This is a genomic window from Streptomyces sp. NPDC026500 (assembly GCF_055567635.1).
This window is the reverse complement of the sequence record NZ_JBVHQB010000004.1, coordinates 37,934-58,906: the sequence shown is the minus strand read 5'-3', so window position 1 is coordinate 58,906 and position 20,973 is coordinate 37,934. Positions and strand designations below refer to the sequence as shown.

Below are 20,973 nucleotides of genomic sequence, written 5' to 3'. Positions count from 1 at the left end.
TCCGCCGGACGGTCCCTGGCCCCCCGGCGCCCAGGCTGGGGAAGACCGCCGAGCCGACCGGCCGGACACCAGCGGCGCCCGCCCGACGACGTACGAGAATCGAACGACTGGGCGCCACGGCTGTGTCGCCCCGAGGCGCCCGGCCGGATGCCAGGGCATGGGCCGGCCTCCGGGCAGGCGGCGCCGGACTCCGTCGCACCCCGCCCTGCCCACTGGACGCGGCGCCCGGCCGGCATACGGGAAACGGCACACCGGCGACGTACGAGAAGCGGCGCCCCGGAATTCACCGGAACGCACGAGACCGCGGGCCCCGTACGTAACGTACGGTGCCCGCGGTCTCGGCGTGCGGTGTATGCCGCTCGACCCTCGGAGGGGTCAGGCGGACTTGCGGCTGTCCCGCGGATGCACCGCGATGTTCATCGCGCCGGAGCGCAGGACGGCCAGGCGCTCCTCGAGGACCTCTTCGAGTTCCTCTCGGGTGCGCCGCTCCATCAGCATGTCCCAATGTGTACGCGCGGGCTTGGCCTTCTTTTCCTCAGGGCCGTCGCCGTCCACCAGGAGTGCCTGCGCCCCGCAGACCTTGCACTCCCACTCCGGCGGGATCTCCGCCTCGACCGAGAAGGGCATCTCAAACCGGTGCCCCTTCTCGCATGCGTACTCCACGGCCTGGCGCGGGGCCAGGTCGATGCCGCGGTCCGTCTCGTAGCTGGTCACCACGAGGCGCGTGCCGCGAAGAGCTCGCTCACTCATGAATCGTGCCTCCCGGGCTTGTCGCCCACAGGACAGGTGTCGCTGTCGTCGTCATCCGGTCAACGTCCGGTCGGCGGTAAAGATTCCCGTTGTGGGTCATGCGTCGCCGTCGTAGCCGCCCCTTGTTGTACCCACCGTCGCCCGGTTTGTCACATCTGGCATCAGATGTCACCCAACGCTTCAGTATCATTGACGCGCAGTAACGGTACGCCAGGCAGGCCAAACGCGTACACTACCGCTCTTTGGCCCCGGACGCTAAATCATGTCGGGTACGGGATTGCCCGCGTCGCGGATCGCCTGGCGCACCGGGACCCGGGCGAGCAGGACGAAGCCGATGGCGAAGAAGGCCACGAGCGAGATGATCGCGTCGCGGTAACTTCCCGTCAGCTGGTAGGTCAGTCCGAACAGCAGCGGGCCGAGCCAGCTCATTCCGCGGTCGCTCATCTCGTACGCCGAGAAGTACTCGGCCTCCTTGCCGCTCGGCACGAGGTGCGAGAACAAGGAGCGCGACAGTGCCTGGCTGCCGCCCAGGACCAGTCCGATGCCGGACGCGAGGACGAAGAACCACACGGGCGCGCCCGCGGGCAGGAAGTACCCGGCGGCGAGGGTGAGCGTCCAGGCGACGAGTGAGCCGAGGATGGTGCGTTGCGCCCCGTACGTGCGGGCCAGTCGGCCCATGCCCAGTGCGCCCCCGACCGCGAGTACCTGGACCAGCAGTACGGCCACGATCAGGGTCGACTGGCTGAGGCCCAGCTCCTCGGAGCCGTAAACGGAGGCCTGCGAGATGACCGTCTGGATGCCGTCGTTGTAGATGAGGTAGGCGAGCAGGAACGACAGCGTGAGCGGCTGGCCGCGCATGTCGCGCACCGTGGCCGCCAGCTGCCGCCATCCGTGCGCGGACGCCCGCCCGGCGGAGGAGGTTCGGCGGTCGCGCAGGCGCCTCAGCGGTACGAGGGTGAAGGCGCCCCACCAGACACCCGCCGAGGCCAGACAGATACGCACGGCCGTCGACTCGGAGACGCCGAAACTGTCGTGGGCGGTGAACAGGACCAGGTTCGCGACCAGCACCAGCGAGCCCGCCGCGTACCCGAAGGCCCAGCCCCGGGACGAGACGGCGTCGCGCTCCTCGGGCGGGGCGATCTGCGGCAGGTAGGAGTTGTACAGGACCATCGACACGGCCAGCGAGGCGTTCGCGACGATCAGCAGCAGTCCGCCCAGCAGATAGCGGTCGCCGTCCAGGAAGAACATGCCCGTGGTGGCTCCGGCGCCCAGATAGGCCGCCGCGGCGAGCAGCGGCTTCTTGCGGCCCGTCCGGTCGGCGGCGGCGCCCGCCATCGGCATCACGAAGATCGACAGGATGACCGAGGCGGAGACCGCGTATGCGAAGAAGGAGCCGGCGCGGACCGGTACTCCCAACGGATGGACGAATCCGTCCGCGTCCGCCGCGTGCTTGGCCACCGCTGTCAGATAGGGGCCGAGGAACACGGTGAGCACACTCGTCGAATAGACGGAGCAGGCCCAGTCGTAGAAGTACCAGCCGCGTTGTTCTCGCCGGCGCTCGGCAGCCTCCTCGGCTGCCCCCGCCCGCACGGTGTCCGTGCTCACCCGTGCCCTCGCTTCCCCGTGAACGGACCGCGCGAGGGGGTTCAGAACCAGGTGCCCCGGTCTTCCAGGACCTTGCGCAGCGTGTCGATGTGATCGGTCATGATGCCATCGACTCCCAGGTCCAGGAGCCGGTGCATGCGTTCCGATTCGTTTACGGTCCACACGTGCACCTGGAGCCCGCGCGCGTGGGCGGCCCGCACGAAGCGACGGTCGACCACCGGTACCCCCGACTGCGTCTCGGGCACCTGGGCCGCGACCGCGGAGCGGCGCACCGCCGCCGGCACCCCCCACGAGCGCAGCCGCAGGTTGAGCACCCCGCGGGTGCCGAACGACGTGGCGAGGCGCGGCCCGGCCAGATGCTGGGCGCGGGTCACGCGCGCCTCGGAGAACGAACCGACGCAGACACGGTCCCAGGCGTCGGTGCGGTCGATCAGGTCGAGCAGCGGGAGGAGCGCGGGTTCGGCCTTGACGTCGACGTTCCAGCGAACCTCGGGGAGCTCTTCGAGGAGTTCCTCGAAGAGCGGGACCGGCTCCTTGCCCGCCACGCGCGCGTGGCGCACGTCGTCCCAGGGGAGGTCCGCGATCCGGCCCGCGCCGTCGGTCACCCGGTCGAGAGTCGTGTCGTGGAAGGCGGCCAGCCGGCCGTCCGCCGTGGCGTGCACATCGGTCTCGATGTAGCGGTACCCGGCGTTCACCGCCCGCCGGAACTGGGCCAGCGTGTTCTCCAGACCGTCCGCCGATCCGCCGCGGTGCGCGAAGGGGATCGGGCCGGGATGGTCGAGGTAGGGGTGACGAGTGCGCATGCTCACCCGGGCAGTATGGCGCGCTCCGGTTGACCTGTGGCAACAACGGCGCTGCCGACCGGTGCCGGACGTGCGGCGAACACGCGCAGGAAGAGCTGGGCGAGGGGCCCGATGGCGACGGCGTACAGCACCGTGCCGACGCCGACCGTGCCGCCGAGCGCGAAGCCGGTCGCGACGACGGCCACTTCGAGGACCGTGCGCACCAGACGGACCGAGCGGCCCGTGCGCCGGTGCAGTCCTGTCATCAGACCGTCGCGGGGCCCCGGGCCGAACCGGGCGGAGATGTAGAGGCCCGTCGCCACGCCGTTCAGCACGATGCCCGCCACCAGCAGGGGAATCCGTACGGCCAGGGCGTGGACGTCCGGGACCAGCGCGAGGGTGCCGTCCATGGCGATGCCGACCACGAAGACGTTGGAGACGGTGCCGAGGCCCGGCCGCTGGCGCAGCGGGATCCACAGGAGCAGCACCGCGGCGCCCACGATGATCGACACGACGCCGATCGTCAGGCCGGTCAGCTCGGCGAGGCCCTGGTGCAGCACGTTCCACGGCTCCAGCCCGAGACCCGCTTCCACGAGGAGCGCCGAACTCGCGCCGTACAGGGCCAGGCCGACGTAGAGCTGGAGGAGGCGGCGGGGGAGCCGCCCGGACCCGGGGTCCTCGGCAGGTGCGGACTCGGAGCGTGTGGACACGGGATGCCCCCCAGTGGTGGTAGTGGCCTGGCGCATGACACTCTGTGGCAGGGGAAGTTGCTTCATCCATGGCCAATTCGGGGAAGGTGGACTGGAATCATGGCGCAGTGGACTTCGGCGGTAGGGGCCGCTCAGCTCGCCCGGCTCCTCAATTCCCAACAGGAGCGTCCCGCGGGGCCGGGGACCCGGCGTCCGCCCGCGTATCGCGCGCTCGCCGACGGCGTGCGGCTGCTCGTGCTCGAAGGGCGGGTGCCGGTCGCCGCACGGCTGCCCGCGGAGCGGGAGCTGGCGCTGGCCCTGTCCGTCAGCCGTACGACCGTCGCCGCGGCCTATGAGGCGCTGCGGGCGGAGGGTTTTCTGGAGTCCCGCCGCGGAGCCGGCAGCTGGACCGCGGTCCCCGCCGGGAATCCGCTGCCCGCGCGCGGCCTGGAACCGCTTCCCCCCGAGACCCTCGGCTCGATGATCGACCTCGGCTGCGCGGCGCTGCCCGCGCCCGAACCGTGGCTCACCCGCAGTGTCCAGGGAGCCCTGGAGGAGCTGCCGCCGTACGCGCACACGCACGGCGACTACCCGGCAGGCCTGCCCGCGCTCCGCGCGATGCTCGCCGAGCGGTACACGGCGCGCGGCATCCCGACCATGCCCGAGCAGATCATGGTGACCACCGGAGCGATGGGCGCGATCGACGCGATCTGCCATCTCTTCGCGGGTCGCGGCGAGCGCATCGCCGTCGAGTCGCCCTCCTACGCCAACATCCTCCAGCTGATGCGCGAGGCCGGCGCCCGGCTGGTGCCCGTCGCGATGGCCGAGGGGCTCGCCGGCTGGGACATGGACCGCTGGCGCCAGGTCCTGCGCGACGCGGCGCCCCGGCTCGCGTACGTCGTCGCCGACTTCCACAACCCCACCGGGGCGCTCGCCGGCGAGGACCAGCGGCGCGGGCTGGTGGACGCTGCGCGCTCGGCGGGCACCGTCCTCGTGGTCGACGAGACGATGAGCGAACTGCATCTCGACGACGACCTGGAGATGCCGCGTCCCGTGTGCGGCTTCGACCCGGCCGGCTCGACCGTGATCACCGTGGGTTCGGCGAGCAAGGCCTTCTGGGCGGGCATGCGCATCGGCTGGGTGCGGGCGGCGCCCGACGTCATCCGCAGCCTGGTCGCCGCGCGCGCCTACGCCGACCTCGGCACGCCCGTGCTGGAACAGCTCGCCGTGAACTGGCTGCTCAGCACGGGGGGCTGGGAGCAGGCGGTCGACATTCGGCGCGGCCAGGCCCGCGAGAACCGGGACGCCCTCGTCGCGGCCGTCCGCAGGGAGCTGCCCCAGTGGGAGTTCTCGGTGCCGCGCGGCGGTCTCACCCTGTGGGTGCGCACGGGCGGCCTGTCCGGGTCGCGGCTGGCCGAGGTCGGTGAGCGCGTCGGTGTGCGGGTGCCCTCGGGGCCCCGGTTCGGGGTGGACGGCGCCTTCGAGGGCTATGTGCGGCTGCCGTTCACCGTGGGCGGCGCGGTCGCGGACGAGGCGGCGGCACGGCTGGCCGCGGCGGCTCGGCTGGTGGAGACCGGCGTGAGCGGCGGGGACGACGGGCCGCGGACGTTCGTGGCGTAGCCGGGACGCCGGAGCAACGGACGCCGGAGCAGCGGTCGCCGGACGGGCAGGAAACCCAGCTGGGTTTCCTGCCCGTCCGTGCGTGCGGAGACTTCGGGGCTCGTGCGGCATCCATGCGGAGACCTCGAGGCCTGTCCGGTGTGCATGCGAGGACCCCGGAGCCTGTCCGCCGTGCATGCGAAGACCCCGGAGCCTGTCCGGTGTGCCTGCGAAGACCTGAGGAGCGGTGACCCTACCCCTCAGCCACCGCGACCCCGGCGACCTCCGAGGGCACCGGTTGCGCGTTCTCCGCGTCCCCCGGCGTGGTCCGCTCCGGGAGGAGGTCGAGCACCGCCCGCCGGTGCGTCTCGCTCGTCGCGTCGTCGTAGGGGTCCGGCGTGGCCGGGACCTGGAGGCGCAGGACGGGCCCCGTACCCAGGCGGGCGTAGCCACGGCCGGGCGGTACGTCCCGGGTCGGGGTGGTGTGCGGGGGCGCGCCCAGGACCGATTCCAGCTGGGCGGCCGAGGCCGCGCCGAGCACCACGCGCGCGCGGGTGTGCTGCCGTACCGCGTCGCTGAGGAAGTCGAGGTTCTCGAAGTGCTCCGCGATCACGACCGTGACACCCGCCGCGCGGCCGTGCCGGAGCGGAATCTGCAGCAGGGCCTGCGGGTCCTTGCGTCCGTCGGCGGCGGCCAGGTGGCCGAGCGCGCTCGGCCGGTCCAGCAGAATCCACAGCGGGTTCTTGATGTCGTCGGGGGCGGGATGCCCCGCCTGACGGGCGCGGTTCGCGGCGATCAGCCGCCGCTCCGTCTCGTGCGCCGCCCACTCCAGGCTGCCGATCGCCCCGGCCGCCGCGCACTCGACGGCCAGTACGCCGTCGCGCCCGGTCAGGCACGCGTACTCGCCGGTGCCCCCGCCGTCGACGACGACGACGTCGCCGTACTGGAGGGACTGCAGGGCGATGGAGCGCAGGAGGGTGGTCGTGCCGGTGCCCGGCTCGCCCGTGATCAGCAGGTGCGGCTCGGTGGAACGGGCGCCCGTTCGCCAGACGACCGGCGGAACGTCGCGCTGTTCCTCTCCGTGGGCGAGCGGGAGGGTGCGCTGGACGTCGGCCGGATCGGTGAAGCCGAGGACCGTCTCGCCGGGCGCGGTGACGAAGCGCTGGGCGGCGATGTCGGTGGGGAGGGGCGGGAGGACCGTGACGGTGAGTTCGTTGCCCTCCTCGTCCCAGTCGAAGTGGTACTCACGGCCGCGGCCCGACTTGGCGTGCAGGAGCTGCTCGATACGGGCGCGTGAGTCCGGCTCGCCGTCCGTGAAGTACGCCGGGTAGCGGATGAGCAGACGGGAGACCCGTCCGTCGTCGTCGAACTCGTACGAGTCGAAGGCCTTCTCCCAGTCGCCGCCGTGGGCGTACAGGGGAGCGGGGTCGTCGGCCGCGGAGAAGTACGGGACGAGTGCCTCGTAGAGGGACTGGAGACGTCCGGTCTGTGCCTCGTCGGGACCGGTCGCGGGCGGTGGGGTGCGCTCGCGACCGGTCCAGGCTGCCGCCGCCATCAGGGTGATGACGGCGAGCAGCGGTCCGTACGGCACCAGGGCCACGATCAGGATGACCGAGGCCACCAGGAACAGCAGCGGCCCGCGCCGGTCCTTGGGGGTGGCGGCCCACTTGCGCCGTCCGGCGGCTGCCAGCCGGCGCAGTCCACGGGTGACCGTGATCAGTGGATGGAGGACATCGGTGGCGCTGTCGGCTGCCGTCCGGGCCAGCTCCCGGCTCTTGGCGATCTGTGCGGTGCCGTTGCTGAGGATGCGGGGGAGAGGGCGCCGAGCCACTGCTGTCTCCTGAAGGTGCGTACGAGGTGGGGGACGTCGTCAGAACTTGATCCCGCCGAGGAGGCCCGCCAGGCTCTCCCCGCCGGCCTTGATGCTCGGCGCGATGGCCGTGCTCGCGAGGTAGAAGCCGAAGAGTGCGGCCACCATTGCGTGCGACGCCTTCAGCCCGTCCTTCTTGAAGAAGAGGAAGACGATGATGCCGAGAAGGACGACGCCTGACATGGACAGAATCATTTGAGCTCTCCTGGTTCGTGGGGACGGTCACCATGAGTTGTTCCAGGATCACAGCATGTATCCATACGATAAAAGGTGCAACTGGGTGAAATGCGGCTCATTTCACCCGCGCGATGGAGCTGTCTTGAGCCGCCTGAGCTGGTCCGTTGCGTCCGATGCGCCCTTTGTGATCTTTGCCTCGGAGGATGCCTGTGATGTGCCGCCGGAGCCAGTACCCTGTCGATTCACCCGAACGGTTGCAGTGAGAGGCGGTCCGGCCGATGAGCGAAGCCCCCGACCCCGAGGTCGTGGAGCTCGCGACCAAGATCTTCGATCTGGCGCGACGCGGCGAGACGGAGACGCTCGTGGCGTATGTCGACGCGGGTGTTCCGGCCGACCTCACCAACGACCGCGGCGACTCGCTCGTGATGCTCGCCGCCTACCACGGTCACGCGGAGGCGGTCAGCGCCCTGCTGGAGCGCGGCGCCGAGGCCGACCGCGTCAACGACCGGGGCCAGACCCCCCTCGCCGGAGCCGTCTTCAAGGGCGAGGAAGCCGTCATCCGGGTCCTCCTGGCCGCCGGTGCCAGTCCGGCCGCGGGTACCCCCTCGGCCGTCGACACGGCGCGCATGTTTGCCAAGACGGACCTGCTCGAATTGTTCGGCACGCAGTAACCCGAACGCTCTGACCAGGCGAGACGCAGGAAAAAGGGGAGGCGGAACGGGGCCGCCGGAAATACGGTCGCGGCAGGAAGAACCGCCGAGTCATCATGTCGACGTGATTCACGGACGCGACGGCTGGGCAGAAGTTGCCGCACCGCGCGGGCCGTGACGCGGCCCGCATGGGCCACCGACGAGAGGCAGAGGAAGATGGTCTACAACAAGCAAGAGACGGCGGGCGCCCCGACGTGTTGTTACGCGGCCAGGTAATGCAGGATCCCGGTTGCGTCGACGCTTGATGTGAGGCTGTTTCCCATGTTCGATCCGGTCATAGCGCCCAGCGGAACCCTGCTCGGCCTGCTCCAGAGGGGCCGCGGCGACGGCACGCTGCACGCACTCACCGCACCGCGGGCCGAAGCGCTCGCGGCACTGAACCACTGTGTTCTGAGGGACCCCCGCCACGACTGGCAGGTGGAGAACCGCTCTCTGTACTACGCCCGTCTCTACCTCGATCTGAGCGGTGAGCTCGACGAGATCGAGCGGCACCTCTTCGATGCCGAGGACGTGCTCGACGACTGCGAGTCACGCACGGGGCTCGCCCTCGCGGTCCTCGGGCACCTCGCCTCCTACGGCAGGCGCGACGCGCTCGCGCTGCTGCGCCGGTACGCGGCCGTCGGCTCCAACTGGGCCTGGGCCCTCGACGAACTGGCCCTGCGCGACGACGACGCGGGCCTGCGCGCCCTCGCCGCCCCCGTGCTCGCCCGGTTCCCGGCCGATCCGGAGGGTGAGGCCGCCCTCGCCGCCGTCGTACGCGACTCCTTCGAGCCACGGCCCTGGCGGCTGTGGGCCGACGACTCCCGCACGTCCATCGCCACCCGCGTGCGTGCCGCCCAGGAAGCCGGTTCCTTCGACCGATGGCAGCGCCAGATGCGGCCGTCAGGACCCCGCCCCGGGTGGAGCGTCGGCGCCGTCTTCGACTGGGCCCAGCAGGGCATCGACCGCGGAGCCGCGCTGCACGTCCCGGCCGCCCGCTGCCTGACCGCCGTCGCCGGACCGGAGGACCGTCCCGAGATCGTCGAGGCCGCTCGCCACGGCGCCGAGGGCGCCCGCTGCACAGCCCTGCGCTATCTCGCCGACGGCAACGATCCGGACGCCCTCGACCTGATCGAAGCGGCGGTCGCGACCGCGTCGACGCCCGTCGCCGAGGCCGCCGTCGACGCCTTCGAACGGATGCGGAGCGTCGCCGCCGTCGACCGGGCGCGGGGCTGGGCGCACCGGCCCGACGCCCTCGGCGCCGCCGCCGGCCGCATGCTCGCCTGCCGGGGCGGGGCTCAGGACCGCGACCTCGTCCTGGCCGCCCTGCGCGAAGCGGTACGGGGCGAGGGCCCCGACGCGCCGACCCTGTGGACCCTCGTCGACGGCACCGGACGGCTCGGCATCGCCTGTGCCGCCCCCGTGCTGCGGCACATCTACCGGGAGACCGCGTCATCACATCTGCGCCAGCGCGCCGCACGTGCCCTGGCCGTCACCGATCCCTCCTTCCCCGCCGGCTTCGCCGTCGAGTGCCTGTGGGACTGCGAGGAGACCACCCGCGAGATCGCCGCCCGGAACGCCGAGACCGGTGACGCGCGCGTGGTGGATCAGCTGCGCCGGCTCGCGGCGGATCCGGCCGAGGAGGCCGAAGTCCAGACAGCGGTACGGAGCAGGATCGGACCCGACATGCCGGCCGTATGAACGTTCGGTGACCCGGGAGTCAGGAGCGCGTGGACGGGGGCTGACCTGGACGGGTGCGGAGCGCAACGCTCACGGGACGTTCATCGTTCGCATAGATCCACGTTGACGCGGCCACGTCCAGTGCGGCGAGAACACCCGTATGCGTGTCGTCATCGTGACCGAATCCTTTCCCCCCGACGTGAACGGCGTGGCCCACTGCGCGCTCCAGACCGCCCGGCACCTCGTCGATCGCGGTCACGCTCCCCTTGTCGTCGCCCCGGCCACCTCCCCCAAGTTCTCGGCCTCCCCCGAACAGGGAGGCGCCCCCACCAGGAGCGGGCCCGACGCCCTCGCGCCGTGCCCGGTCGTCCGTGTCCCCTCCCTTCCGCTCCCGGGCTATCCCCAGGTCCGCGTCGCCCTCCCCAGCCGACGTGTCGCCGCGGCCATCACCGAACACCGCGCCGACATCGTCCACCTGGCCAGCCCCTTCATCCTCGGCGTCCGCGGCATGGCGGCCGCCTCCCGGCTCGGCATCCCCGCCGTGGCCGTCTACCAGACCGACCTCGCCGGATACGCCCGTACGTACATCAGCGCGGGTGAGGCCACCGCGTGGCGGCGCATCCGCTCCGTGCACGCCGCCGCCGACCGGACACTCGCTCCGTCCAGCGCGGCCCTGCACGACCTGGAGGCGCACGGCGTGCCCCGGGTACGGCTGTGGGCGCGCGGTGTCGACACGGTCCGCTTCCGCCCCGACCACCGCGACGAGGCGCTCCGCCGTGAACTGGCGCCGAACGGTGAACTGATCGTCGGCTATGTCGGTCGGCTCGCCCCCGAGAAGCACATAGAACTGCTCTCCGGGGTCTGCGAACTGGACGGCGTCCGCGTCGTCGTGGTCGGCGACGGACCCAGTGAGGCCACCCTGCGCGGAGCGCTCCCCGGCGCGGTCTTCCTCGGCCGGCGCACCGGCGACGAACTCGCCCGGATCTTCGCCTCGCTGGACGTCTTCGCGCACACCGGCCCCTTCGAGACCTTCTGCCAGACCGTGCAGGAGGCCATGGCCAGCGGAGTGCCCGTCGTCGCGCCCGCCGCCGGCGGACCGCTCGACCTGGTCGCCCACGGGCGCACCGGGCTGCTGGTCCCGCCCCGCGACAGCGACGCCGTACGGGACGCGGTGCGCACGCTGGCCGCCGATCCCGCGCTGCGGGCGGCCTACGGCGCCGCCGGTCATGCCATGGTCGACGGCCGTACCTGGGCCGCGGTGGGCGACCAGCTCATCGGCCACTACGAGGATGTGCTCTCCGCACGGAAGCTGGTGGCGGCATGAGTCTGCGCATCGTACGGCTCGCCAACTTCGTCGCCCCCTCCTCCGGGGGCCTGCGCACCGCGCTGCGGGAGCTCGGCGCCGGCTATCTGGCGGCCGGCCACGAACCGGTGCTCGTCATACCCGGCGAGCGCGCGAGCGACCGCGACACCGAGCAGGGGCGGGTGATCACACTGCCCGGCCCACTGCTGCCCGGGACCGGCGGCTATCGCGTCCTCACGGACAAGCGGCGGGTGGCCCGGCTCCTGGAGTCGCTCGCCCCCGACCGCCTCGAAGTCTCCGACCGCACCACGCTGCGCTGGACCGGAGTCTGGGCGCGGCGGGCCCGGGTGCCCGCGGTGATGGTCTCCCACGAGACCGCCGACGGTGTGCTGCGGACCTGGGGACTGTCCGAGGCGATGGCCCGGCGGACCGCCGACGCCCTCAACGTCCGTACGGCGCACACCTACTCGCGGGTGGTGTGCACCACGGAGTTCGCCGAGCGCGAGTTCGTGCGCATCGGCGCCCGCAATGTCGTACGCGCCCCCCTGGGCGTCGACCTTGTCGACCGGCACCCCGAACTGCGGGACCCGGCGCTGCGTGCCCGCTACGCGCGCGCGGACCAGGTTCTGCTCGTGATGTGCTCCCGGCTCTCGGTCGAGAAGCGTCCCGGTACGGCGCTCGACGCGCTGGAGGCGCTGCTGCGGCGCGGCGAGCGGGCCGTGCTCGTGGTCGCCGGGGACGGACCGCTCAGGGCCCGGCTCGAACAGCGGGCCCGGGAACGCAGGTTGCCCGTCACCTTCCTCGGGCACGTCGCCGACCGCACCCTCCTCGGCTCGCTGCAGGCCTCGGCGGACGTGTGCCTGGCACCCGGGCCCGCGGAGACCTTCGGGCTCGCCGCCCTGGAGGCGATGGCCTGCGGCACCCCCGTGGTCGCCAGCTCGCTGTCCGCCCTGCCGGAGATCGTCGGCTCCGCCGGAGCCACCGCCTCCGACAGCGGGGACTCCTTCGCGGACGCGGTACGGCTGCTGCTCGGCCGCACCGAGAGCGAGCGCAGGCAGGCCGCACGCGCGCGTGCGGAGTGCTTCGGCTGGGACGCCGCTGTGTCGGGCTTCCTCGCCGCGCACGACGCGGTGGCCGGGACACGGCCGCGCCTCCAGGAGGGCGTGGCATGAGACCGGTTCGGTTCGTCGCCCTCGGGGACTCGCTCACGGAAGGCGTGGGGGACCGGTGGCGGGGGTGGGCCGAGCTGCTCGCCCCGGGGCTCGCCCCGGCGGACGCGCCCGTGCGGTTCACCAACCTCGCGGTCAGCGGGGCGCAGACACGGGACGTCCTCGAACGGCAGACCCCGGCGGCGCTCGCCCTGGAGCCCGACATCGTCTCCGTCGTGATCGGCGTCAACGACACCCTGCGGTACACCTTCGACATCCACTCGGTGGCCGAACGGCTCGACAAGGTGTACGCGGCGTTCCGCGCGCGGGACGCGATCGTGATGACGGCCTGTCTCCCCGACCCGGGCTCGATGCTCGGGCTGCCGGGCGCCCTGGCCCGCCCGCTGGCCCGGCGGCAGCACGCGGTCAACGCGGTCGTGCACGCGCTCTCGGAGCGGTACGGGGCGATGCATCTGCACGCGGCGGAGGAGGAGTGGCTGAAGGACCGCGCCGTGTGGAGCGCGGACCGGCTGCACCCGGGGGAGCTGGGGCACCGCCGACTCGCCCTGCGCTTCCACGCCCTGCTCACCGAGGAGGGCATCGCCGATGGGATCGCGCCCTCGGCCGAGCCCGAGTTCCCCGCGCCGACCCGCTCGGCGAGCCTTCTGTGGCTGGCCACGGCGGGCACGGGATGGGTGGCCCGGCGCTGCACGGACCTGCTGCCTCAACTGCTCACCCTCGCCGCGTCCGAGGTGCGCCACCGGGCCCGGGGCACCAGCGCCCGCCTCGACCTGAGCGCCTCGCACGCGGTCGCGTCCGCCCTGGCGGCCCTGTCGGTGTCCGAACGGCCGGACGTGGCATGACGGGTGGGCGGACCTGCGAGGGAGGTACGGCCGGGGGCGAGCCCGGCGCCCCGTTCGCCGGTGTACGGAGGTCCGGCGGCCTCAGCCGCGGCGTGCGGCCACGAAGCGCACCGGGGTTCCCGGGACCGCCTGAGCGGCCGCCGGGAGGTCATCGGCACGGACGACCGCGATCACCGGGTACCCCCCGGTGGTCGGATGGTCGGCGAGGAAGACCACCGGGAAGCCGTCGGGCGGCACCTGGACGGCACCCAGCACCATGCCCTCACTGGGGAGTTCGCCGGAGACGGCCCTCTCCAGGGAGGGCCCTTCCGTGCGCAGACCGATGCGGTTGCTCGCCGCCGAGACCCGGTAGGCGCGGGTCGTGAGCGTCCGTAGGGCAGGTTCCGTGAACCAGTCGGCGCGCGGGCCGAGGGTCACCCGCAGGACCAGCTCGGCGGGCGGGGCGCGGTGCGGAACGACGTCCACGCGCGCGTGAAGGGTGCCAGGGTGCCCCAGGGGAAGCACCGCGCCGTCCGTGAGGGGCGGGGGACCGAGCCCCGAGAGAAGGTCGGTCGAGCGGCTGCCGAGCACCGGATCGACCGCCACGCCACCGGACACGGCCACATAACTCCGCAGCCCCGCGCGCGCGGAACCGACATCCAGGAGTGCCCCCGCGGGTACCCGGACGGGAGCCCCCCAGGCGGCCGGGCGACCGTCCACCGTCACCGGGCAGGGCGCTCCGGTCACCGCCACGGTGACAGTCGAACGGGGGCGCAGGGCGCAGCCGTTGAGTGTCGTCTCCAGCACGGCGGCCTCCGCGGGATTGGCGACGAGCCGGTTGGCCAGCGCCGCCGCGGGCGCGTCGAGCGCTCCGGAGCGCGGTACCCCGAGATGCGCGTGGCCGGGCCGCCCCTGGTCCTGGACGGTGGTCAGGGCCCCGGCCCGCACCACCGCGAGGGCCCTGTCGCTCATGAACACCCCGCCGCTACGAAGCGGACCCGCGCGCCCGGGGCCAGCAGCGCGGCCGGTACGCGCGCGTGGTCCCACAGCACCGCGTCCGTCGTGCCGATCAACTGCCAGCCGCCCGGCGAACTGCGCGGGTACACACCGGTGTACGGGCCGGCGAGTGCCACGGAGCCCGCGGGCACCGCCGTCCGCGGGGTCGCCCGGCGCGGCACGTCGTACCGCGCGGGCAGTCCCGTGAGGTAGCCGAAGCCGGGCGCGAACCCGCAGAAGGCGACCCGGAATTCGGCCGCCGCGTGGATCTGGGGCACGTCCTCAACAGCCACCCCCCAAAGGGCCGCCACATCCGCCAGGTCGGGACCGTCGTACCGTACCGGGATCTCGACGGCGTCGTCCGCGCGCGCGTCCAGCGGGGGGATCTCCCAGCCGGGCAGCCGCTCGGCGAGCCGCGCGGGGTCGTCCAGGCCGTCCAGGCCGTCCAGGAGCACCGTGCGGGCCGCGGGGACGATCTCCCGCACGGACAATGAGCCCTCCGCGCGGCGCCGCACCAGCTCGGCGTGCAGGGCCTGGGCGGCCTCCCCCGACGACACCTCGACGAGCAGCGCCCGGTCGCCGACGGGCAAAGCCTTCATACCGGCGCAGGCAGACACCGGCTCCGTGCTGCCTCCGACGAGCCGGGCCCTCATGCGAACGCCTCCACGCGCACGCCCGACGACTCCAGCCGGGCGCGCACCCGGCGGGCCAGTTCGACCGCGCCCGGTGTGTCCCCGTGCAGGCACAGGGAGCGCGCGCGGATCGGAACGCGCTCCCCGGAGTGGGAGGTGACCACCCCGAAGCGGGCCAGGCCCAGTGAGCGTTCGACCACGGCCTCGGCCTCCGTGATCACCGCGCCCTGCTGGGTACGCGGCACGAGAGTGCCCTCCTCGGTGTACGCGCGGTCCGCGAACGCCTCGGTGACGACGGGTAGTCCGGCCCGCTCGGCGATCTTCAGAATGCGCGAGGACGGCAGACCGAGGACGGGCAGCGCGGCGCCCGCGAGCACGACGCCGTCGACGACCGCCGCCGCCTGCTCCTCGTCGTGCACGACACGGTTGTAGAGCGCGCCGTGCGGCTTCACGTACGCCACCCGCGAGCCCGCCGCGCGCGCGAAGACCTCCAGGGCGCCGATCTGGTAGGCCACTTCGGCCGCCAGCTCGTCGGGCGGCACGTCCATCGCGCGCCGCCCGAACCCCGCCAGGTCACGGTAGGAGACCTGGGCGCCGATCCGTACGCCCCGCTCCGCCGCCAGCTCGCACACCCGCCGCATGGTGACCGCGTCCCCGGCGTGGAAGCCGCAGGCCACGTTGGCGCTGGTCACGACGGACAACAGCTGTTCGTCGTCGGTCAGCCGCCAGCGGCCGAAGCCCTCGCCGAGATCGGCGTTGAGATCGATGCGGGTCATGAGTTGCCGTGTCTCCTCTTCCGGCCCGTTCAGGCCACTCGGTACTGCTCGTCACGGGTGTCCGTGATGAACATCTGTCCGGGCGCGTGGGTGATCGCGAACGGCGGACGGGACGCCATCACGGCCGCCTGGGGCGTCACTCCGCACGCCCAGAACACCGGGATGTCGTCCGGGGCCGCGATCACCGGATCGCCGAAGTCGGGGCGCGAGAGATCCTCGATGCCCAGCCCCGACGGATCACCGCAGTGCACCGGAGCGCCGTGCACGGCGGGCAGCAGACTGCTCTCCCTGATCGCCGCGCTCAGGTGCTCGGGCGGCACCGGACGCATCGACACGACCATGGGGCCGTGCAGCCGCCCCGCCGGGCGGCACTGACGCGCCGTCACGTACATCGAGACGTTGCGGCCCTGCTCGATGTGGCGCATCGGGACGCCCGCCGAGGTCAGCGCCCACTCGAAGGTGAAGCTGCACCCGATCAGGAAGGACACCAGGTCGGACCGCCAGTACTGGACGACGTCGCTGGGCTCGGCCATCAACGCGCCGTGCTCCCACACCCGGTAGCCCGGCAGATCGGTGCGCAGGTCCGCGCCCGCGGCGAGCGGAGTGGTCCAGGAACCGGCGTCGGTGACGTCGACGACGGGACACGGCTTCGGGTTGCGCTGGCAGAACAGCAGCGTCTCGTACGCCCAGTCGGCGGGCACCGAGATGAGGTTCGCCTGGGCGTGGCCCGCGGCGATTCCGGCGGTGGGGACCGACAGCCCCGAACGGAAGCGCCGGCGGGCCTTCCCCGGGGTCCACGCGTGCGCGTCACCGGAGGGCTTCAGCTGGTTCGGCGAGCGGTCCCCCGTGAGGGCCGGCGGCCGGACCTGGACGGTGTCGTTCACAGGAGCTCCTTGCCACGCGTCTCGGGGAGTCCGATCAGGGCGAGGGCGGCCAGCGCGTAGCCGATCGCACCGAAGACCAGCGCGCCGCCCACGCCCCAGCTGTCGGCCAGGAAGCCGACCGTCGTGGGGAAGGCCGCGCCGACGGCGCGCCCGGTGTTGTACGCGAAGCCCTGCCCAGTGCCCCGCACCGCCGCCGGGTACAGCTCGCTGAGGAACGAGCCGAAGCCGCTGAAGATCGCCGACATGCAGAAGCCGAGCGGGAAACCGAGCACCAGGAGAAGGGTGTTGGCGCCGCTGGGGATGTTCGCGTAGGCGAGGACGCAGGCCGCGGAGAGGATCGCGAAGAGCAGGATGTTGCGCTTGCGGCCCAGGCGGTCGGTGAGGAGACCGCCCGTGAGGTAACCGAGGAAGGCTCCGGAGATCAGCAGCGTCAGGTAGCCGCCGGTGCCGACGACGGACAGTCCGCGCTCCGTCTTGAGATAGGTGGGCACCCAGGTGGCCAGCGTGTAGTAGCCGCCCTGGACACCGGTGGAGAGCAGGACCGCGAAGAACGTGGTGCGCAGCAGGCCGGGGACCTCGGCCGTGCCGGGCTTGAAGATCGCGATGAACGATCCCTTGTCCGCGCTCTTCTCGCGGACCGCGGCCGGCTCGGGGGCGTCCCGCACCTGGCGCCGGACCCAGACCACGAGCAGCGCGGGCAGCGCGCCGGTCCAGAACATCACGCGCCAGGCGATGTCGTCGTCGAGGTACTGGAAGACCAGCGTGTAGACGACCACCGCCAGGCCCCAGCCGACGGCCCAGGCGCTCTGGACCGCGCCGAGCGTGCGCCCCCGGTGCCGGGGGCTCGCGTATTCGGCGACCAGGACCGCGCCGACCGCCCACTCGCCGCCGAAACCGAGGCCCTGGAGGGCACGGAACACCAGCAGCGTCTCGTAGTTGGGTGCGAAACCGCAGGCCACGGTGAACACCGCGTAGGTGATCACGGTGATCATCAGAGCCTTGACGCGTCCGATCCGGTCCGCGACCACACCGGCGACGGCGCCGCCGACCGCGGAGACGACCAGCGTGACCGTGGTGAACAGACCGGTCTGGCCGCTGTCCAGGCCGAAGTACGCCGCGAGGGCGACCATGCTCAGCGGCAGGGTGAAGTAGTCGTACGAGTCGAGGCCGTAGCCGCCGAACGCGCCGCCGAAGGCACGCCGGCCCCGCGGGCCGAGGGCGCGCAGCCAGCCGAAAGTGCCTTCCTGATCGGTGGGTTCACCCGTGACGGGTGGAGTGCCGGGGGTCAGGGCCTGGGATGGAGGGGTCGTGCTCATGGGCACCTCGCAGTGAGGGACGGAGGGTGCTTGAGGACTGAGCCGTGCCGTGCGGAAGCCGTAGGCGCTCGGCAGTTCGCGGTGCGGAGTGGTGCGCGGAGCGGTGTGCACATGCGGTGGTGCGGTGTGTACCGCGGTGGTGCGGTGTGCACACGCGGTGGTGGTGCGGCGAGCGCCTGCCCGACAAGGTAGAGGATCGTTGAACGATCCCTCAATACCCGTGTTGTTTCGTTCTTGTATCTGCGGTTGAATTCCGGGCATGGCAGAGCTCACGGAACTGGCCGACGATCGCGCCCTGTTGGGACGCACCAGCACCGCCGAGCGGGTCTCGGACATCCTCAGGAGCCGGATCGCCGAAGGCTTCTTCCCGCCGGGGACGCGGCTGTCGGAGGACAGCATCGGTGGCGCGCTCGGTGTCTCGCGCAACACGCTGCGGGAGGCGTTCCGGCTGCTCACCCACGAGCGGCTGCTGGTGCACGAACTCAATCGAGGGGTCTTCGTGCGCGTGCTCACCGTCGAGGACGTAGAGGACATCTACCGCACCCGGTCCCTCGTCGAGTGCGCCGTGGTCCGCGGGCTCGGCAGCCCGCCGTACGCCGTGGAGGGGATCGCCGAGGCCGTCTCCGACGGGCAGCGGGCGGCCCGCGAAGGTGACTGGAAAGGAGTGTCGACCGCCAACATCCACTTCCACCGCGAGCTGGTCGCGCTCGCCGGCAGCGCCCGCACCGACGAGGTGATGCGCAGCGTCTTCGCGGAGTTGCGTCTCGCCTTCCACGTGGTGGACGACCCCCAGCGGCTCCACGAGCCCTACCTCTTGCGCAACCACGAGATCCTCCAGACCCTCCGGGCGGGCGACCGGGAGGGCGCGGAGCGCCTCCTCGCGGCCTACCTCGACGACTCCCTCAAGGGCCTCATCGAGGTGTACGCACGCCGCGTGGCCGACGGGGCGCAGGGCACCGGCTGAGGCGGCACGCGTCCGGTCCGCGATACGCGGTGCGGGATCGGCCCGGCTGCGCCCGGTGCGGGATGCCGCGGGACCCCGCTGACGCGGTGGCCCCCGGCGAGGGCCGACGGGAACGGCCGGCGCTGCGCCCGGGGCCCTCAGAACGAGGGTCCGGCCCGTCCGAGCCGCCCCCGGACAACCTGGGCACGCCGGACCGGCCCCGGCGGTGCGGAACCGGCGCGCGAGCGCCTGGCCCGGCGGGGTGAGCCGTGTCGTGGGCGGCCTGGGGGCAGGGCGCCGGCCCCGGCTGTGCGGGGCGGGTGTGGCGTCGGCCATGGGGGGCTGGTGTGCGAGTGGCTGGCGTCGGGCGGGGCGAGCCGTGTCGTCGTTGACCTGGGCAGAGATTGGCCCCCGGGGGCGTAGGGCCGATGTGTGGTGCGGCGGTGTGCCTGTGGGGGGCGTGCGCACCGTCACGGCGGACCGGGCGGTGGATCGACCCGGCTGTACGGGGTCGGCCTGCGGGGTCCGTACGCGGGGGCTGGGGGCCGGGCGCGGGGCCGGCCCGGGTGGCGGGTTCGTCGCCGGGGCGGGGACGCCGGTCGCTTCTGCGCCGTTTCGACCGTTGTCGGACCGAGGACCTAGTCTGTGCACCGTGACATCGCCTGCATCGACGGACAGCGTTCCGCCCCAGCTCAGCGCGGGGCCGCGCCCGGCGCCGGGCCCGGCCGCCGACGAGGGCCTGGCGCGGCGGCTGCGCGCGCTCGCCTGCACCGCGCCGCTGCACGACCTGGACGTGCGCAAGGCGAACCTCGCGGGCGAGTACACGGTGTACGGCATGGCCGAGGTCGCCCTCGCCGCCATCGATCTCGTCACACTGAACATGGACTTCGACACGGGTGCCGACCACGACCAGATAGTGGCCAGGCTCATCCCGCGCATCGCCGCCCAGGCCCCCAGGCGCCCGGTCGCCGAGCACGAGCGCGTGGCCCGCTGGGTCCTGGAGAACCTGATCAACGTCGGCAGCGTCGACCGGGGCTTCCGGGCTGTGTACGGCACATTCGCACCGGACGGCACCTATGTGCGCCGGGACTACGACTTCAAGCTGATCGAGGAAGTGTCCGGCTACGGGGGGAGTGTCTATCTCCGTACGACCGATGAAGCGGTCAACGTCCTCGTCGGCGCCCTCGACACCGACGTCACCAGCGCGCAGATCGCCGCCGAGGTCAAGCTGGAGGTGCTGATCAGCCGGGGCCGGCTGGCCGACGCACAGCTCGCCGCCGAGCAGGCCCGCTACCGGACCGTGCAGTACGCGGAGACGCTGCGCAAAGCCCTCGACGCGACCCGGCGCAATGTCCGGGCCGTCGACTGGCTCCAGGCCGTGCCCGACATGATCGCCGAGGCCCTGGACCACGTCGCCGACCGGTACCGCCACGAGAACGCGATCCTCACCAACATCCGAAAGGCCCGGGACGAGTCCGAGGACCCCGAGCAGAAGCGGCGCGCCGCCGAGCTCGTCGACATAGTCAAGGACTGCATCCGCCGGCACACCCAGCTCCAGTCCCGCCTCCTGGAGGCCGGCCCGCTGTTCCGCGCCGAGCAGGACCGGCAGGCCTTCGGGACCCCGATGACGACCTCCGGGATCGACCTCTACGGCCATCTGGTCGCGCCGGTGCTGCCCCTGCCGGTGGAGCGGGCGCTGCGCGTCACCGACGCGTTCTTCGCGCGCGGGACAGGCCTGCGCACACCGGTCGCCGTCCGCGTCGGGGACCTCGTCGACATCCTGCTGACGCCGCCGCTGGAGCGCGAGCACCTCGGGGCGGAGATGCCCGAGCCCGACCTGATCGCCACACCGGACGACAGCCGCTTCAGCGAGGAGCAGCTCGTCTCCGCGAAGGAGCTCCTGAATCTGCCCCCCGACGCGCCGCGCCGGTTGTCCGGTCTGCTCGCCGAGGCGCGCCGCCGCGATCCCGAGCTGCCCTACCTGGTGGCGCTGCTGGCCGTGCACGCGGCGAGTCCGCCGGTCGGCACCGCCTACCGCCAGGGCGAGGAGCGCCTGCTGTTCGCCGTGGACGACGGGACCGAGCTGGACGATCCGGAATTCGGCGGGGCCGATCTGATCGTCGGCATGGCCCTGCTCGACGCGGCCGGGATGAAGGCGGACCGGGCATGAACGGTCCGCCGCAAGAACTCCGGGACTGCGGGTCGCCCGCGGCCCTCGCGTCCCGCCGGGTCCTCGGGTCCCGCCCGGTCCTCGGGTCCCGCAAGGTCCCCGGGTCCCGCCGGATCTTCGGG

19 protein-coding genes are annotated in these 20,973 nt (G+C 72.7%); 8 read left to right on the top strand and 11 right to left on the bottom strand.

Translation table 11 applies throughout. From position 1 onward, the window contains the following. Positions 1-375: 375 nt before the first annotated feature. The 4 genes from ACZ4N5_RS08520 to yczE form a co-directional block, all read right to left on the bottom strand. On the bottom strand, positions 376-750 hold the full coding sequence (locus ACZ4N5_RS08520) for an RNA polymerase-binding protein RbpA (RefSeq protein ID WP_003977404.1): 375 nt from the start codon (positions 748-750) through the stop codon (positions 376-378). Positions 751-1,005: 255 nt separating this feature from the next. Next, positions 1,006-2,355 carry an MFS transporter gene (locus ACZ4N5_RS08515; RefSeq protein ID WP_467756363.1) on the bottom strand — a complete coding sequence of 450 codons (1,350 nt, stop codon included), beginning with the start codon at positions 2,353-2,355 and terminating at the stop codon, positions 1,006-1,008. A 41-nt stretch (positions 2,356-2,396) separates the two neighbouring features. Next, on the bottom strand, positions 2,397-3,164 hold the full coding sequence (locus ACZ4N5_RS08510; RefSeq protein ID WP_467756362.1) for a glycerophosphodiester phosphodiesterase: 768 nt from the start codon (positions 3,162-3,164) through the stop codon (positions 2,397-2,399). Further along, entirely contained in the window at positions 3,161-3,883 is a 723-nt protein-coding gene (gene yczE, locus ACZ4N5_RS08505; RefSeq protein WP_467756361.1) for a membrane protein YczE, read from the bottom strand. Before yczE ends, ACZ4N5_RS08510 begins: the two co-directional genes overlap by 4 nt. A 63-nt stretch (positions 3,884-3,946) precedes the next feature. Here yczE and ACZ4N5_RS08500 point away from each other — a divergent pair, with 63 nt between their 5' ends. Next, the gene (locus tag ACZ4N5_RS08500; RefSeq protein WP_467756360.1) at positions 3,947-5,446 is read left to right on the top strand and encodes an SCO1417 family PLP biosynthesis transcription factor; all 1,500 of its coding nucleotides are present in this window, start codon (positions 3,947-3,949) and stop codon (positions 5,444-5,446) included. Between the two features lie 232 nt (positions 5,447-5,678). Here the strand turns inward: ACZ4N5_RS08500 and ACZ4N5_RS08495 are convergent, their stop codons facing one another. Beyond that, positions 5,679-7,256, bottom strand: coding sequence for a hypothetical protein (locus ACZ4N5_RS08495; RefSeq protein ID WP_467756359.1), 1,578 nt, complete (start codon positions 7,254-7,256; stop codon positions 5,679-5,681). 39 nt (positions 7,257-7,295) lie between these two features. Then, complete coding sequence (locus tag ACZ4N5_RS08490) at positions 7,296-7,490, bottom strand: hypothetical protein (protein WP_355839398.1); 195 nt, start codon at positions 7,488-7,490, stop codon at positions 7,296-7,298. 260 nt (positions 7,491-7,750) lie between these two features. On the opposite strand from ACZ4N5_RS08490, the gene ACZ4N5_RS08485 reads away from it, so the two are divergent. The 5 genes from ACZ4N5_RS08485 (at position 7,751) to ACZ4N5_RS08465 (ending at position 13,155) form a co-directional block, all read left to right on the top strand. Next, positions 7,751-8,143, top strand: a complete 393-nt coding sequence (locus tag ACZ4N5_RS08485) for an ankyrin repeat domain-containing protein (protein ID WP_467756358.1) — start codon at positions 7,751-7,753, stop codon at positions 8,141-8,143. Positions 8,144-8,443: 300 nt separating this feature from the next. Then, the gene (locus ACZ4N5_RS08480) at positions 8,444-9,862 is read left to right on the top strand and encodes a HEAT repeat domain-containing protein (protein WP_467756357.1); all 1,419 of its coding nucleotides are present in this window, start codon (positions 8,444-8,446) and stop codon (positions 9,860-9,862) included. A 139-nt stretch (positions 9,863-10,001) separates the two neighbouring features. After that, positions 10,002-11,165 carry a glycosyltransferase family 4 protein gene (locus ACZ4N5_RS08475; RefSeq protein WP_467756356.1) on the top strand — a complete coding sequence of 388 codons (1,164 nt, stop codon included), beginning with the start codon at positions 10,002-10,004 and terminating at the stop codon, positions 11,163-11,165. Further along, positions 11,162-12,316: a glycosyltransferase gene (locus tag ACZ4N5_RS08470; protein ID WP_467756355.1), complete on the top strand. Its 1,155-nt coding sequence runs from the start codon at positions 11,162-11,164 to the stop codon at positions 12,314-12,316. The genes ACZ4N5_RS08475 and ACZ4N5_RS08470 overlap by 4 nt, the downstream gene beginning before the upstream one ends. Next, positions 12,313-13,155, top strand: a complete 843-nt coding sequence (locus tag ACZ4N5_RS08465) for an SGNH/GDSL hydrolase family protein (RefSeq protein ID WP_467756354.1) — start codon at positions 12,313-12,315, stop codon at positions 13,153-13,155. Before ACZ4N5_RS08470 ends, ACZ4N5_RS08465 begins: the two co-directional genes overlap by 4 nt. A gap of 81 nt (positions 13,156-13,236) precedes the next feature. On the opposite strand, the gene ACZ4N5_RS08460 is transcribed toward ACZ4N5_RS08465, so the two are convergent. From ACZ4N5_RS08460 to ACZ4N5_RS08440, 5 genes are read right to left on the bottom strand one after another with little or no spacing between them, the layout of a single operon-like run. Then, entirely contained in the window at positions 13,237-14,106 is an 870-nt protein-coding gene (locus ACZ4N5_RS08460; RefSeq protein WP_467756353.1) for a 5-oxoprolinase subunit C family protein, read from the bottom strand. Further along, positions 14,103-14,729 (bottom strand): 5-oxoprolinase subunit B family protein, encoded by a 627-nt coding sequence (locus ACZ4N5_RS08455; RefSeq protein WP_467756722.1) that lies wholly within the window; start codon positions 14,727-14,729, stop codon positions 14,103-14,105. Before ACZ4N5_RS08455 ends, ACZ4N5_RS08460 begins: the two co-directional genes overlap by 4 nt. 50 nt (positions 14,730-14,779) lie before the next feature. Beyond that, the gene (locus ACZ4N5_RS08450; RefSeq protein WP_467756352.1) at positions 14,780-15,538 is read right to left on the bottom strand and encodes a LamB/YcsF family protein; all 759 of its coding nucleotides are present in this window, start codon (positions 15,536-15,538) and stop codon (positions 14,780-14,782) included. Positions 15,539-15,567: 29 nt separating this feature from the next. Beyond that, on the bottom strand, positions 15,568-16,422 hold the full coding sequence (locus tag ACZ4N5_RS08445) for a putative hydro-lyase (protein WP_467756351.1): 855 nt from the start codon (positions 16,420-16,422) through the stop codon (positions 15,568-15,570). Continuing rightward, entirely contained in the window at positions 16,419-17,738 is a 1,320-nt protein-coding gene (locus ACZ4N5_RS08440; protein WP_467756350.1) for an MFS transporter, read from the bottom strand. The genes ACZ4N5_RS08445 and ACZ4N5_RS08440 overlap by 4 nt, the downstream gene beginning before the upstream one ends. Positions 17,739-17,997: 259 nt before the next feature. On the opposite strand from ACZ4N5_RS08440, the gene ACZ4N5_RS08435 reads away from it, so the two are divergent. After that, positions 17,998-18,702, top strand: coding sequence for a GntR family transcriptional regulator (locus ACZ4N5_RS08435; protein WP_467756349.1), 705 nt, complete (start codon positions 17,998-18,000; stop codon positions 18,700-18,702). A gap of 631 nt (positions 18,703-19,333) precedes the next feature. Further along, a complete protein-coding gene (locus tag ACZ4N5_RS08430; RefSeq protein ID WP_467756348.1) occupies positions 19,334-20,851 on the top strand; it encodes a hypothetical protein in 1,518 nt (505 codons plus the stop codon). The last annotated feature ends 122 nt before the right edge of the window (positions 20,852-20,973 follow it).